General features: G+C 41.7%; 8 protein-coding genes and 3 pseudogenes. 6 read left to right on the top strand and 5 right to left on the bottom strand.

Annotated elements, in window-relative coordinates:
- Positions 1–116: 116 nt before the first annotated feature.
- From EXE29_RS16420 to EXE29_RS16405, 4 genes are all read left to right on the top strand, one after another.
- A complete protein-coding gene (locus EXE29_RS16420) occupies positions 117–419 on the top strand; it encodes a helix-turn-helix transcriptional regulator (RefSeq protein WP_106986693.1) in 303 nt (100 codons plus the stop codon).
- Between the two features lie 4 nt (positions 420–423).
- Positions 424–1683, top strand: coding sequence for a type II toxin-antitoxin system HipA family toxin (locus tag EXE29_RS16415; RefSeq protein ID WP_120365054.1), 1260 nt, complete (start codon positions 424–426; stop codon positions 1681–1683).
- 526 nt (positions 1684–2209) lie between these two features.
- Positions 2210–2518 (top strand): helix-turn-helix transcriptional regulator, encoded by a 309-nt coding sequence (locus EXE29_RS16410; RefSeq protein WP_120365060.1) that lies wholly within the window; start codon positions 2210–2212, stop codon positions 2516–2518.
- Positions 2515–3804: a type II toxin-antitoxin system HipA family toxin gene (locus EXE29_RS16405; RefSeq protein ID WP_120365055.1), complete on the top strand. Its 1290-nt coding sequence runs from the start codon at positions 2515–2517 to the stop codon at positions 3802–3804. The genes EXE29_RS16410 and EXE29_RS16405 overlap by 4 nt, the downstream gene beginning before the upstream one ends.
- Positions 3805–3822: 18 nt before the next feature.
- Here EXE29_RS16405 and EXE29_RS16400 read toward each other — a convergent pair whose 3' ends face one another.
- Positions 3823–7170, bottom strand: coding sequence for a DEAD/DEAH box helicase (locus EXE29_RS16400; protein ID WP_120365056.1), 3348 nt, complete (start codon positions 7168–7170; stop codon positions 3823–3825).
- Between the two features lie 97 nt (positions 7171–7267).
- Here EXE29_RS16400 and EXE29_RS16395 point away from each other — a divergent pair, with 97 nt between their 5' ends.
- Together EXE29_RS16395 and EXE29_RS16390 are read left to right on the top strand one after the other, a co-directional pair.
- The gene (locus EXE29_RS16395; protein ID WP_120365057.1) at positions 7268–7441 is read left to right on the top strand and encodes a serine/threonine protein kinase; all 174 of its coding nucleotides are present in this window, start codon (positions 7268–7270) and stop codon (positions 7439–7441) included.
- Positions 7419–7655 (top strand): annotated as a pseudogene (locus EXE29_RS16390) (hypothetical protein); the annotation flags it as partial. The gene EXE29_RS16395 and the pseudogene EXE29_RS16390, both read left to right, overlap by 23 nt.
- A 29-nt stretch (positions 7656–7684) precedes the next feature.
- Here the strand turns inward: EXE29_RS16390 and EXE29_RS16385 are convergent.
- The 4 genes and pseudogenes from EXE29_RS16385 to fruB all read right to left on the bottom strand — a co-directional run.
- Positions 7685–9367, bottom strand: a complete 1683-nt coding sequence (locus EXE29_RS16385; RefSeq protein ID WP_120365058.1) for a fructose-specific PTS transporter subunit EIIC — start codon at positions 9365–9367, stop codon at positions 7685–7687.
- A 4-nt stretch (positions 9368–9371) separates the two neighbouring features.
- Complete coding sequence (gene pfkB / locus EXE29_RS16380) at positions 9372–10304, bottom strand: 1-phosphofructokinase (RefSeq protein ID WP_106986699.1); 933 nt, start codon at positions 10302–10304, stop codon at positions 9372–9374.
- 6 nt (positions 10305–10310) lie between these two features.
- Positions 10311–11960 (bottom strand): annotated as a pseudogene (ptsP, locus tag EXE29_RS17940) (phosphoenolpyruvate--protein phosphotransferase); the annotation flags it as partial.
- Positions 11961–12046: 86 nt separating this feature from the next.
- Positions 12047–13175, bottom strand: a pseudogene (gene fruB / locus EXE29_RS17935) (fused PTS fructose transporter subunit IIA/HPr protein); the annotation flags it as partial.
- Positions 13176–13415: the final 240 nt, after the last annotated feature.

The raw sequence follows: 13415 nt of genomic DNA, 5'->3' as shown, positions 1-13415 counted from the left end.
TCTAATAGGATCTAATCAGGCCAATAAAGTACCCTCCTTACCGACTAAGTCGGTTTATTTTATAACTCCATTATTTTGTGGTTTAATACACATATATAGACATAAGACCCAATATTATGGATTTAAAATTCAAAAAACCTGAAGAAGTTGTTACTTTATTATGTGAAAGGCTTCGTAAAGAACGACTTTATCTGGAAATGACTCAGGCAGACGTCGCTACACGTGCTGGTATTGGTGTAAATACAGTATCTAATTTGGAAGCTGGTCGAAATGTTTCATTTGAAAATTTAGTACGCGTTGCCATGGTACTGGGTCGATTAAAAGAATTAGAGGAACTCTTTAAACCTCATTTAAACAGTGTAGATGACATTCTCCGCTATGAGAGCAATACGGCTCGCCAACGTATCAAAAGGAAATAAATCCATGCTCAAAAAACTTAATGTTTACTACAATGGATGGGGTGAATATTGGCTTTGGGGTACACTGGTCTCCTCAACCGCAATCACAGGTCGACCATTAATCGCCTTTGAATACAGTGCAGAAGCGATCAGTAAAGGTTTAGAACTTTCCTCTTACCTACTTCCGTTAAAAGGTGACCCATTAAGAACGAATTTTCCTGCACATCAAATGGGATTGCCAGGTCCTATATATGATGCTCTACCCGATGGTTGGGGCATGCTCCTTATGGATCGCTTATTTAAAAAAAATGGACTCAATCCAGCACGGATTGGGCCATTAGAAAGACTCACGTATATTAATACACATGCGATGGGGGCATTATCCTTTGAACCTTCAGCACCTGAGTTAGCATTAACTGAAAATATTCCACTGCTTAAACTCGCCCAAGAAGTCCAGGAAGTTCTCAAAGGAGAAGGTGCTGAATTTTTACAGCATTTATTAGTTATGGGTGGATCACCACAAGGTGCAAGGCCAAAAGCACTCGTCTATCGTGATCCTGTCACCAACGAATTCTCAACAGTTAGCTCACATCAACATGAAGCCTGGCTGATCAAATTTCCCGCTCAGCAAGAGCATCCTGAAGTTTGTGCAATTGAAGCTGTTTATGCAGAATGTTTGCGTCATTGTGATATTGATACCCCTGACACCCAATATTTTACTCTTCCGAATGGATTAACTGCATTTGCATCAAAAAGATTTGACCGCCACGATGGCATGCGTATCCCTATGCAAAGTTTAGCTGCCTTTACCGGAGCTGATTTTAAATCACCAGGGAGTTTAGACTACAGTAACTTTCTTCGCGCTGCACACTTTTGCACCAATGATGTTCGCGAAAAAGCAATTGCATTCAAGCGAGCTGTTTTCAATGTAGTCTTCAATAATCGAGATGATCATTGCAAAAACTTTTCATTTCTGATGTCCCAAAATGGGCAATGGAAACTCGCCCCTGCCTATGATGTTACTTTTTGTGAAGGGCCAGGTGGATATCATCAAATGGATATCATGGGTGAGGCACTGGATATTCCTCGACAAGCTCTTGTAAAACTTGGTACTCAGGAAGCGGAACTTTCTGCCCAAGAAGTCGATGAAATTATTGGCTCGATTTGTAAGGTTGCAATCCGATTCAGCAATATCGCTCATGACCTATTATCTGGACAAATTCAAGCAGAGACTCTCCAAATGATCCAAAATAGGATTGAGCATAATATTCATTTATTGAATTGAATATAAAACATTTTCATGAGGATTAATAATCATTATATTAAATCATATACTGTTGTTATTTCTTATGAAAATCAGTATTAAAACATAGGTGACTTTTATGGACAAAAATTTCCAATATGAAGTGACCAAAATACCCTTAAATGATCTAAATTGCTAAAAATTTCGCCCCACTAAAAACCAATTATATTCAATTAAATCATATACTTACAATTAACATAATTTAATGGTATAAATCTCGGTGACCTTGCCAAGGTTGGGGTATTATCAGATTGCGCTAGGCAGTTAAATGCAGGGCTGCCAGGAAATTTTGCCAGAGAGTTGCCAACAGTTCAGATCTGGCTGCCAATTACGTAAGGAGATTAAGGTAAATTGAACCGCGTATTTTAACTGTATTTTCAGAGTGATTTCAGATCACTACGTAGCTAAGGCTTTTATAGATCGAAATGATAAAGTCATAAATTGCTTTTCAAAAAATAAGAAACTAATATGTTTCTTACAGAACCTAAAAGCAATAAATGTATCTACAATGAATAAGTCTTTACTTCAGCAAATCAAAAAAAGACGAACCCAATTGGGCTTAAAGCAAGTTGATATGCAATCCCGTACAGGCATTTCAAGACAGCAGTACCAAAAACTGGAAAGTCAGGGCAACCCTCGATTAGAGACCTTAGAAATTATAGTGGCAGGATTAAATGCTCAACTGATGCTCATCCCTGATGATAAGGTTCATTTGATCAGACAATTATTGAATGATGAAATTAAAGTCACTATTGAAGATCAGGATGACTTAATGACTAACCCATGGAAGGGTCTTCTCGGAGGAGAGGAACCATGAATACTGTTGCCGTCCTGAAATTAACATTACATCACGGTATCGTTGGATACTTGGCAGGATTTCAGAGCGGAAAAAATATTCTGGTTTTTACAGATTCTTTCCGCTCTGATCAGCAACGCCCGACCTTGAGCCTGTTGACTTCCCCCTTGTATCCTCAAGTGGATAAGATTTTAGAAAAGACCTATGTTACACATCAGCGTTTACACCCCTTGCTATCAAATCTGCTACCAGAAGGTGCATTACGCGAACTCATAGCACAAAGCCTCAAAATACATATAGACAATGAATTTCAGTTATTGGCAGCTTTAGGTCATGACTTACCTGGGGCACTGATTGCAACCCCAGTAGATCCAGAAGAAATCCCAGATGGAATAAAATTTAAGCTTCAGATCTCGAATCCAGATCAGATATTAAAACAAGAGATTCGGACAAATAATAAGTTTTCCTTGGCTGGCGTCCAAATGAAGTTTTCCATGAAAGCCAAAGATGGGCGTTTTACATTAGCACAGGCAACGGAATCCAGCCTACTCGGTGATTGGATTGTCAAAACTCCTTCTACCAGACATGCTTTTGTTCCGCTGAATGAATACTCTATGATGATCCTTGCCAAAATGGTCGGAATAGATATCCCAGAGATTCGTTTGGTAGATATGGCACTCTTACAAGACCTTCCACCATTAAATCTACCCCAAGAGCAATATGCTTTTGCAATTAAGAGATTCGATAGGCAGAGTACTGCTAATACTACAGAGCTTATTCATATTGAAGATTTTGCTCAGATCTTTGGTTCATATCCACACCAGAAATACAGCACCACAAATTATGAGCAGATCGGTAAGATCATTTATCACTATTCAGATAACAAAATTTTTGATATTCAGCAATTTGCCAGCCGTTTACTCGTCAATATTTTACTCGCCAATGGAGATGCACACTTAAAGAACTGGAGTATGATTTATCACGATAAAACAACGCCAAGATTATCTCCCGCATACGATATATTGATGACTAGTGTATATATTGAAAATGAGCTTCATTTCGCATTGAATCTTGCCAAAAATAAAGATTGGTATTTAGCTGAGATGAAACACTTTGAACAATGGGCTGAAAAAGTCGGTGTTCCATGGCGTGTTATTGAAAAACAACTTCACGCCATTATGGACAAAGCACGGTCAGTATGGCCAGCGCTATTACTAGACTTACCTATGATTTCTGTTCATAAAGAAAAATTAAGAGAACATTGGAAAAAATTGCATCCAGACTTTCAGATACTTACAGATGATTAGAGGAAACCTGTAACCAAGCTAAAATTTCTCAAACAATTTCATCACATCATTTTCCGTCAGTTTCGCTTCTCCCTCATGATCTGTGCTTAGAATAGACTGTGCCAGTTCTGCTTTATTCTGCTGCAAGGCAATAATTTTTTCTTCTATGCTTTTATTGGTAATCAGCTTATACACAAATACCGGCTTGTCCTGTCCAATCCGCCATGCACGATCTGAAGCTTGATCTTCAGCAGCAGGGTTCCACCATGGATCATAGTGAATGACCGTATCTGCGGCAGTTAGATTCAGACCAACCCCTCCTGCTTTCAGACTGATTAAAAATACCGGCACTTGTCCAGACTGAAATGCTGTAATGACTTCATCTCGCTTTTTGGTCTTTCCAGTCAGCTTCACATAGCCAATTTTTGCGTGATAGAGCTGTTGTTCAATCAGTTCCAACATTGAGGTAAACTGAGAGAAAATAAGAATTTTTCGTCCCTCTTCCACCATTGGAACAACCATATCCATCAACTGTTCAAGTTTGGCAGAATACGCCTGCCCGGTTTTAACTGAATCCAGTTTCAGCAAGCTAGGATGACAACAGACCTGACGCAGCTTCAGCAAGGCATCTAAAATTTGGATTTGACTACGCTTAAAGCCTTTTTCTGCCACAATTTTCTGAATATTTGCCTGCATCGTGGCGCGAACAGCCTCGTATAGCTTGGATTGCTGCTCATTCATGTCAATATTGACTTCAATCGTGGTTTTTTCAGGCAATTCCTTGGCAACGTCAGTTTTCAAGCGACGTAAAATAAAGGGTTTAATGCGGTTTACCAACTTTTGCCTTAACTGCTGATCACCGCGTTTTTCAATAGGATAGCGGTACTTTTTATTAAAGATTTCTTGTGAATATAAAAATCCTGGCATTAGAAAATAAAATAGTGCCCACAGTTCACCCAAATGATTTTCCATCGGGGTACCTGTTAGACACAAACGATGTCGTGCTGTTAATTGCCGTACTACCTGTGCAGCTTTGGCACGCGGATTTTTGATATTCTGCGCCTCATCCAAAATGAGTTGATGATATTCATATTGCTTTAATTGTTCTTCATCTCTCGCTAGAAGCGGATAGGTGGTTAACACAATATCATAGTGCGGAATCTGCTCAAAATACTGATGGCGGTCGGGCCCCTGTAGCAGCAATACCTTCAGCTGAGGGGTAAATTTCTCCGCTTCTTTGAACCAGTTATGCATCAACGATGTGGGTGCAACAATTAAGGCGGGACTGTCCTGCAAATATCCAGCCTGCTTTTCCATGAGTAAATGGGCTAAAGTTTGTGCTGTTTTCCCCAAGCCCATATCATCTGCCAGAATCCCGCCATGTTGGGTTTCCCTTAAAAACTGTAACCAACCTAAGCCCTGCTGCTGGTATGGACGCAGCTCCCCCTGAAAACCTTGTGGTGTCGGCAGTTGTTGCTGATAGCCTTGTTTGAAGTTCTGTACAAATTGTTGCAGGCGATCACTGACCTGCCATGTCATCTCAAGATTATGCTGCAATTCTAATAATTGACTCGCATCATAGCGATCAATACTGCGCTCTTCTTGCTGTAAAATGCTCTGCAGATGCAACAATACCGGCTTAATATCCCTAGCGGATAGAGCCAAATCAGGTTGATCAACTGCAGTTTTCACTGTGAAAATTTGACTGTCATGCAGATGAATAAAAGTCCGTGGATCAAGTAAATCAGGATTTACTCGCACCAAAGCTACGAGTGCATCAAGCAAATTATAAGAATTGCCTGCACTGTCTTGAACCGTCGCCCCGATATTGAACCAGTCCTGCTGACCTTCAGATTCAGTGATAGAAATATTTAAATTTTCAACATATTGCAGATTAAAGGGGCTGTTTTCCAGATGCTCTATCTGCCAGCCCATCAACTCAATTTGATTGATGGGCATCAGCTGTTTGATCCAGTCTCCATAGAAAGCAAAAACCATAGAATCTAGACGTTGTTTATCCAGTTTTAATTGATGGTCATAACTAAGATCTTTCACCCACTTCAGTGATTCGACCAATAGCTGTAAACGCTGGATTGACTGTTGTTCCTGAACTAAGTCCCGAAGCTGTCGTACCATTTTGTCATGCTGCTCACCAATAAAACTGTCACCTGATGTACCTGCTTTTATTCTTCCGCCTGTATAGGAGAATTCAATTTCAGCACAAACAGACTCTTCCCATTTCCAATCAAATTTATCTAAAACACCGAAGCGTAAAATTGGCTGGGGACTACCCTCAAGGACATCAATATGCTGAATAGACTCGGGCTGAGGCAGATTTTTCACGTCTGAATATTGATGAGTCAGTTTCTCAAACTCTGGCAAGAGCATAGATGGAAGATCAGGCATCTGTAAAAAATGGTACAGAAGATTTGCCGTATATTCACCATATAACTGGCCCACCGTGTTCTGTTGAATATCCACATAACACGGTGGCTGGCTAGCGAGAATTTGGATATGTGGATTTGATTTTAAATCGAGTCGAATATCACCATTGACCAATTCAATATTTAAATGCTCTGTCTGTTTGTTTACACCTTGTTGCCAGATCAGTTCGATGTGATAGCCTTGTTCTGACCATTGAAGTGCAGTATGGCTCTTTTTTTGCCAGTACACATCGCCACTTTGAATAAAAGATTTGAAATGCTCCAATAAAATTCTGGAGATATCAAGATTGCTTTGATAAAAGCGTTCGTCACTGTTTATTTTGGCATAATAATAAATCTGGTTAAATAATTGTCGTTTTTGTTCAGGTAAAGTCAGATGCTTTCTGGTGATATTTTCATATTGGGTATAATAACTTTCCCCCGCAATTGAGCCGTTTTTATTGCGTCTGGCCTTCTGAACATCAACTGTCAATTTCTTTAAGCTGACAGACTGATCTAGCAGGTAAATTAAATAATTGTTTGTTTTGACAGATTGCTCTGGTTCAGTCTGTTGTAAATACCGTTTAAAATCATTCAACCAGCGCTGCGCCTGATCATCCCCCCGTTGGCGTTTTGTGATTCCCTGCGGGGATTGAGAGTCAGCATAACGCTGCTGAAATTCCTGGCGATATTCCTGAAAGAATAACCGCGCTAAAGCAGCAGCATGTTTACAGTTATATCCAACCGGACAAGTGCAGTCGTCATCGATTAAACGGTCTTTTTGGGGATTATAGGTAATTGCGGTATCGTAATAATCTGTTCCTTCAATTTGGGCATACATCGTAACCCCGTCTTTTTCCTCAAAGAACTCAATCGTTTCCCTATCAATGTGTTTAGCATAGCTCAGACTGCGCTGAAGAGTTGCAGTACTAAAGCGAGATAGAAAATTGATCAATGAGGACATAATTACCAGAAACCAAAAATGTTTATACAATTATAACGGACAAAGCTGTCATTTCAGAACAGTACTGCTCGCCAACGTATCAAAAGGAAATAAATCCATGCTCAAAAAACTTAATGTTTACTACAATGGATGGGGTGAATATTGGCTTTGGGGTACATTGGTCTCCTCAACCGCAATCACAGGTCGGCCATTAATCGCCTTTGAATACAGTGCAGAAGCGATCAGTAAAGGTTTAGAACTTTCCTCCACATCAAATGGATATCATGGGTGAGGCACTGAATATTCCTCGACAAGCTCTTGTGAAACTTGGTACTCAGGAAGCGGAACTTTGTGTCCAAGAAGTTGATGAAATTATTGGCTCGATTTGTAAGGTTACAATCTGATTCAGCAATATCGCTCATGACCTATTACCTGGACAAATTCAAGCAGAGACTCTCCAACTGATCCAAAATAGGATTGAGCATAATATTCATTTATTGCACTAAATAGCTTTCACAAAGCTTCTATGAAGGGCTTATTCTAACCGTTGTTTTATTACGGCATAAGCTACACCAGTCACCACACTTCCAATCGCAATCGCCAATAAATATTTTAATGGATAATTCATCGCATTCGGAATGATCAGTACCATTACACCGCCATGAGGAGTGACTAGTTCACATTTAAATAATGCAACCAAAGCCCCAGTTACAGCACCACCTGCGATCGCGCATGGAAGCACTCGAATCGGGTCTTTGGCAGCAAACGGAATAGCCCCTTCCGAAATGAAACATAGGCCCAGAACTACAGCAGCCTTCCCTGCATCTTGCTCAGGTTTGGCAAATTTATGCTTTGCCAGAAAAGTTGCAATTGCCATACCCAATGGCGGTACCATACCCGCAGCCATGGTAATCGCCATCGGTCCGTATGTTTGTGACGTAAGTAAGCCCACCGTAAAGGCATAAGCCGCTTTATTTATTGGCCCCCCAACATCAATACACATCATACTCCCAAGGATAATCCCCATGATCATGGCATTGGTCGTCCCCATATTGGCAAGGAAGTGTGTGAGTAATTCAAACAATTGTGCAACAGGCTGTCCAACCACATAAATCATGATTAAACCAACAGCTAAACTGGCCAATAGTGGAATAATCAATATTGGTTTTAATGCTTCTAGGCTACTTGGGAGTTTAAGCTGCTTCGATAAAAATAACGCAATATAACCTGCAATAAAACCTGCAACTAATCCACCGAGAAAGCCTGCCTCTAATTGTGTGGCAAGTAAACCGCCAATCAAACCTGGAGTTAAACCCGGGCGATCCGCAATAGAATAAGCAATGTAACCTGCCAGCATAGGTACCATAAGAGTAAATGCTGCAACACCTATTTGCTTTAAGGATGCGGCAAAGCTTCCTTCAACAGGATTGAGGCCAAACATAAACGAGATGGCAATGATCAAACCGCCCGCCACCACCATCGGCAGCATGAAAGACACCCCTGTTAAAAGGTGTTTATAAATTCCAGTTTTTTCTTTGTTTTCATTTTCTGTCTTAGTGGCTGTTTGCTTACCCGTTTCAAGCACTTTGGCCTCAGCAATTGCATTTGCAAAAGTCTTATCCGTTTGCTTAAGGGCAAATCCTGTACTGCAGCGATATACACGTTTGCCTACAAAGCGATCTGTATTGACCTCAATATCCGTTGCTAAGATCACCACATCTGCTTTGGCAATACTTTCTGCCGATAAAATATTTTTAGCCCCAACCGATCCTTGGGTTTCAACATCAATCTGATAACCGTGCTTTACTGCACCTTGTTGTAAGGCTTCGGCCGCCATAAACGTATGCGCAACACCAGTTGGACATGCTGTAATGGCGACAAACCGTGTAACCCCTGCATTGGCTGCAATAGTTTCATCTAAAGCATCTGAATGCTCAAAAACTTGTTGCAAAAGCATGATCGCATCGTGTTGTGCATTATTCAAACCAATGACTTTCACAACCTTGTCACGCAGTTGATCCGCATCTGCCGACTTCTGTCCAACAAAAACAACAGTATCAATCACATTTGATAAATCAAGATGCTCAACTGATGTCGCCACATCATTGGAAATACCAAGTGCTGTTGCTGCTTTGGACAATTTTTTGGCCAAAATCACTGCATTAATCGGCTGCTCGGGACTATGTGGCACAAATAAAATATGTTTTATCTCTTGCATCGTATTAACTCAATGATTGGACTGAGATTTGCGCTTTCAAATCTTCAATAACAGCAAAGTCTGGAAGGGCAAACCCAATTTGGGTCACAGCATTGCTCGCAATTGCGGTTGCTGTTTTCAATGTTTCTTCTGGGGAAGTTGAACTCAACAAGCCATGAATCATACCTGCCAACAAGGAATCTCCCGCACCCACCGTACTTTGGACGGTGACCTTCGGTGCAGTAGCATGCAGGGGGTGCGTGCGGTGAAACCAGTTCACTCCGTTTTCACCCATCGAGACCACAATATGTTCGATCTGACTATTTAAACTGGCAAAAAGATGCTGCTGTTCTGCAAACGTTTCTGCTGGCAAATGGTAGGTTTCCGTCAACTCATCTGTATTAGGCTTAATCAACCAAGGATGGGCAGCAATTGCTGCTTTCAACGCAACACCACTGGTATCTACTGCGACTTTTTTACCCGCAGACTGTAACCATAGAATCAGTATCGAAAGCTCTTCTGCAGAAAAACCTTGTGGCAAACTACCTGCAATCACAATCACATCAACCTCTAAAATCAGTTGAGATAGGCGTTCACGTAGTTGTTGTTTTGCTGAGGTATCTACAAAAAAGCCCTTGCCATTGATGTCAGTCATCTGACCAGAAGCTTCTGCAACCTTAATGTTTTGCCGTGTTTCACCTGCAACATAAATAAATTGGTTATCAAATTGCTCTTGCTGGATATGATGGTCAAAAATTTGACGGTTTTCTTGCCCCAAAAAGCCACTCACAATCAGTTCATGTCCCAAATCCTTAAGGACCTGTGCCACGTTTAAGCCTTTACCTGCTGCATGGCTTTGGGCCGTTAACTGACGATTGACCTCGCCAACTTTTAGTTGATCCAACTGCACGGTGAGGTCAATTGCAGGATTCAGAGTAATACTTAATATCTTAGCCATTCGTAATTACTCCACCAATGCACGTACGGCAGACGCACTGTCACAAGTTAAGGCTTGCTGTGCGACCTGTTGGCAATTTATATAGTTCAAACCACGAATTTGCGCCTTCACCAATGGAATACTGGTACTCGACATACTCAACTCATCCACGCCCAAGCCTATCAATACAGGCACAGCTTTTGGATCAGCAGCCAATTCACCACAAATGCCCACCCATTTACCATGCTGATGTGCTGCCCGAACCGTTTGATCAATCAATAGCAAAATACTCGGATGTAAGCCATCAGCTTCAGCAGACAACAGTGGATGACCACGGTCAATCGCCAGAGTATATTGAGTCAAATCGTTGGTTCCAATACTAAAAAAATCAACTTCTTGAGCAAGAATTGGAGCCAACAATGCTGCCGCAGGAACCTCAATCATAATACCGACTTGTAAGTTTTCACATGGATGCTGTATGCGAACCTCATCCAAAATTGCTTTTGCTGCTCGCCATTCTTCAACCCGCCCAATCATCGGAAACATAATTCTTAATGGGCGATTATCCGCTGCTTTAAGTAAAGCAACCAATTGCTGACGTAACAACTCTGGCTTACGTAAAGTCAGACGAATACCACGTAAGCCCAAGAATGGATTTTCTTCCTTTTCAATAGGCAAATACGGCAAAGGTTTGTCTCCGCCCACATCAAGTGTACGTACCACCAATGGACGACCTGCCAAAGCATCTAACACCACCCGATAATCGGCTTCCTGTGTAGCCTCATCAGGCGCACTGCTGTGTGACATAAAGACCAATTCTGTGCGTAGCAAACCAATTGCTTCTGCCCCATCGGCCACAGCCTGTATGGTAGCGCCCACTTTGCCAATATTGGCTGCGATTTCAACTTGATGTTGATCCAGTGTGATGGCAGGTTCTAAACAATGCTGTTCCGCTTGTCCTCGCAACTCACGCTGGCGTTGGCGCTCTGCAATGGCATGATCAATCTGACTTTGCTCGGGTGAGACCACATACTCACCAGTATCCCCATTAATTAGTACTGTGGCATGGCTCTCAATATTTAAAACAGCTACACCCGCACCTACGACTGCTGGAATAGCCAGAGCACGTGCCACAATAGCACTATGGGCACTCGCTCCACCAACCGCGGTCAAAATGCCTGCAACGCGATCTTTATTCAGACGCGCGACATCACTTGGACCAACATCATGCATAATTAAGATATAAGGTTGCTCGGGTTCTGTGACATCGGCCACACCGCACAAAGCAGCCAAAACACGCTCACCAATATCCCTTAAATCAGCCGCACGCTCTGCCAGTAAACGATCGCTAAGTGCAGCCTGTGCGGTAGCAGCCACTTCAATATGATCATGCCAAGCTGCAGCAGCAGACAACCCCTGTTTTAAACCGCGTTGTACACTTTGGAGGAGGTCTGGATCATCCAGCATTTCCAAATGTGCCATGAAGATCTGCTTAATGGCAGTAGATTCAGTATGTGCAATGAATTGACGTAAGCTATTTTTCACCTGATGAAGCGCAATTTCGAGCTTTTCATTCTCAGCTTTAAAACTCTGTCCGCGACGTTCATAACTAAATTCGCGTGGCTTCACCACATGAGCAGGACCAAAAGCAAGGCCAGTTGATGCCGCAATACCGCAGCTACCCGTATCGCCATGTGATTCAAAAGGCATTAATTCCAAAGTATTTACGACTGGGTCACTACTGCTATGCTGATGAGATGCAAAGTCAACAGCTTCAACCTCTTCTCCTAAGCCCTGTTGAACTGCATCAATAATCTGTTCTAAGCCAGCTACAGCATCGGTATCAGGTTGTGCAATAAAAGTCAGAGTTTGACCACGACGACATCCCATGGCTAATAATTTGGTTAAACTTTTTGCCGAAACGTAAGCCCCCTCATCTACAGCAACGAGAATATCCCCTGCAAATTTCTTAGTCATATTGACCAAGTGTGTCGCGGGACGCGCATGTAGACCATGAGCATTAGCTAAGACAATACGACGAGATGGCCAATCAGGAATTAGTTCAGCACCAATTAACTGCGCCAATTGGTGACTATCTTGCTCTTGGTTGAGGATATGAACTTGTTCAGTATCAAACAAAATATCCATTAACCGTTGAAACCGTTGCATATCCAGTTGCTCATTACTGGCAATACACACCAAAGTCTTGAGCATTTCCTGCTGATGGCTTAAAACCTGTTCCGCTTTTACCAAACTTACAGCTGGGCTCAAAACATGCTGGTTAGAAGTGATCGACCAGACCCCCTCCCCTAAATGAATCATGCTGTTTAGGTTTAAACCCGACAGAAAACCACACTCCACCATTTTTTGCTGTTTCAGCAGCTGTGTTGCCTGCCAAATTAAATCTTCTACATCAAGTGCGGGAACTTGAGTGGCGATTAAATTTTCATGCAATGCCAAAGATGCAGGTTGGGCTTGTAATAATGCAATAATTTGCTCTGCGGATTGAGCATGTTTCACTTGATCAGCGACATCATTAATTAAAGCCCGCGTCAAAATTTGTAAGACTTGCAAATGCTCATCTGATTTCGCAGCAATCACTACTGCTAAATAAATTTTATTTTCACCGTCCCAAACAACTCCTTCAGGAAAGTGCGCCAGACGAATCCCAGTTTTTAAAATATATTGGCGAGACTGAGGCGTCCCATGCGGAATGGCAATTCCTTGCCCTAAATACGTTGCACTTTGTTGTTCGCGCACGGTCAACCCATGAATATAATCAGGTGTAACCAATTGGTCTTCGACCAAGATATCGACTAGACATTGCAACGCTTGTGCCTTATCAGTGGCGTGTTGTTTCATTCGAACATGTTGTATATCTAGCGCGAGCATAAAACGTCCTTGCAAAGCAGCATAGTGAGAAGATGCTTTTTACTGCAGAAAAAATAAGTCGAATTCTACTCAGGATTTACACAAAAATCTGTATTTTTTGATTTTATCTTCATGATCATCATTACAACGTAATTAAGAAACGACGAGATTCTTCAGAGTTCAGTGTTGCGATTATTAAGCTAGGGTAAGAATAAAATGTGTGCTTTAGGTGCTGCAATGCGCAAGCTTATATATCTGTGT

Source organism: Acinetobacter sp. WCHAc060006, from assembly GCF_004209135.1.
GTDB classification, from domain to species: Bacteria; Pseudomonadota; Gammaproteobacteria; order Pseudomonadales; family Moraxellaceae; genus Acinetobacter; species Acinetobacter cumulans.
This window is presented reverse-complemented; position numbering and strand designations above follow the sequence as displayed.

What these genes read in the sequence shown, in the direction of transcription:
- EXE29_RS16420 (WP_106986693.1), top strand. Translation starts at nt 117, where the DNA reads ATGGATTTAAAATTCAAAAAACCTGAAGAAGTTGTTACTTTATTATGT.
- EXE29_RS16415 (WP_120365054.1), top strand. Translation starts at nt 424, where the DNA reads ATGCTCAAAAAACTTAATGTTTACTACAATGGATGGGGTGAATATTGG.
- EXE29_RS16410 (WP_120365060.1), top strand. Translation starts at nt 2,210, where the DNA reads ATGAATAAGTCTTTACTTCAGCAAATCAAAAAAAGACGAACCCAATTG.
- EXE29_RS16405 (WP_120365055.1), top strand. Translation starts at nt 2,515, where the DNA reads ATGAATACTGTTGCCGTCCTGAAATTAACATTACATCACGGTATCGTT.
- EXE29_RS16400 (WP_120365056.1), bottom strand. Translation starts at nt 7,170, where the DNA reads ATGTCCTCATTGATCAATTTTCTATCTCGCTTTAGTACTGCAACTCTT.
- EXE29_RS16395 (WP_120365057.1), top strand. Translation starts at nt 7,268, where the DNA reads ATGCTCAAAAAACTTAATGTTTACTACAATGGATGGGGTGAATATTGG.
- EXE29_RS16385 (WP_120365058.1), bottom strand. Translation starts at nt 9,367, where the DNA reads ATGCAAGAGATAAAACATATTTTATTTGTGCCACATAGTCCCGAGCAG.
- pfkB (WP_106986699.1), bottom strand. Translation starts at nt 10,304, where the DNA reads ATGGCTAAGATATTAAGTATTACTCTGAATCCTGCAATTGACCTCACC.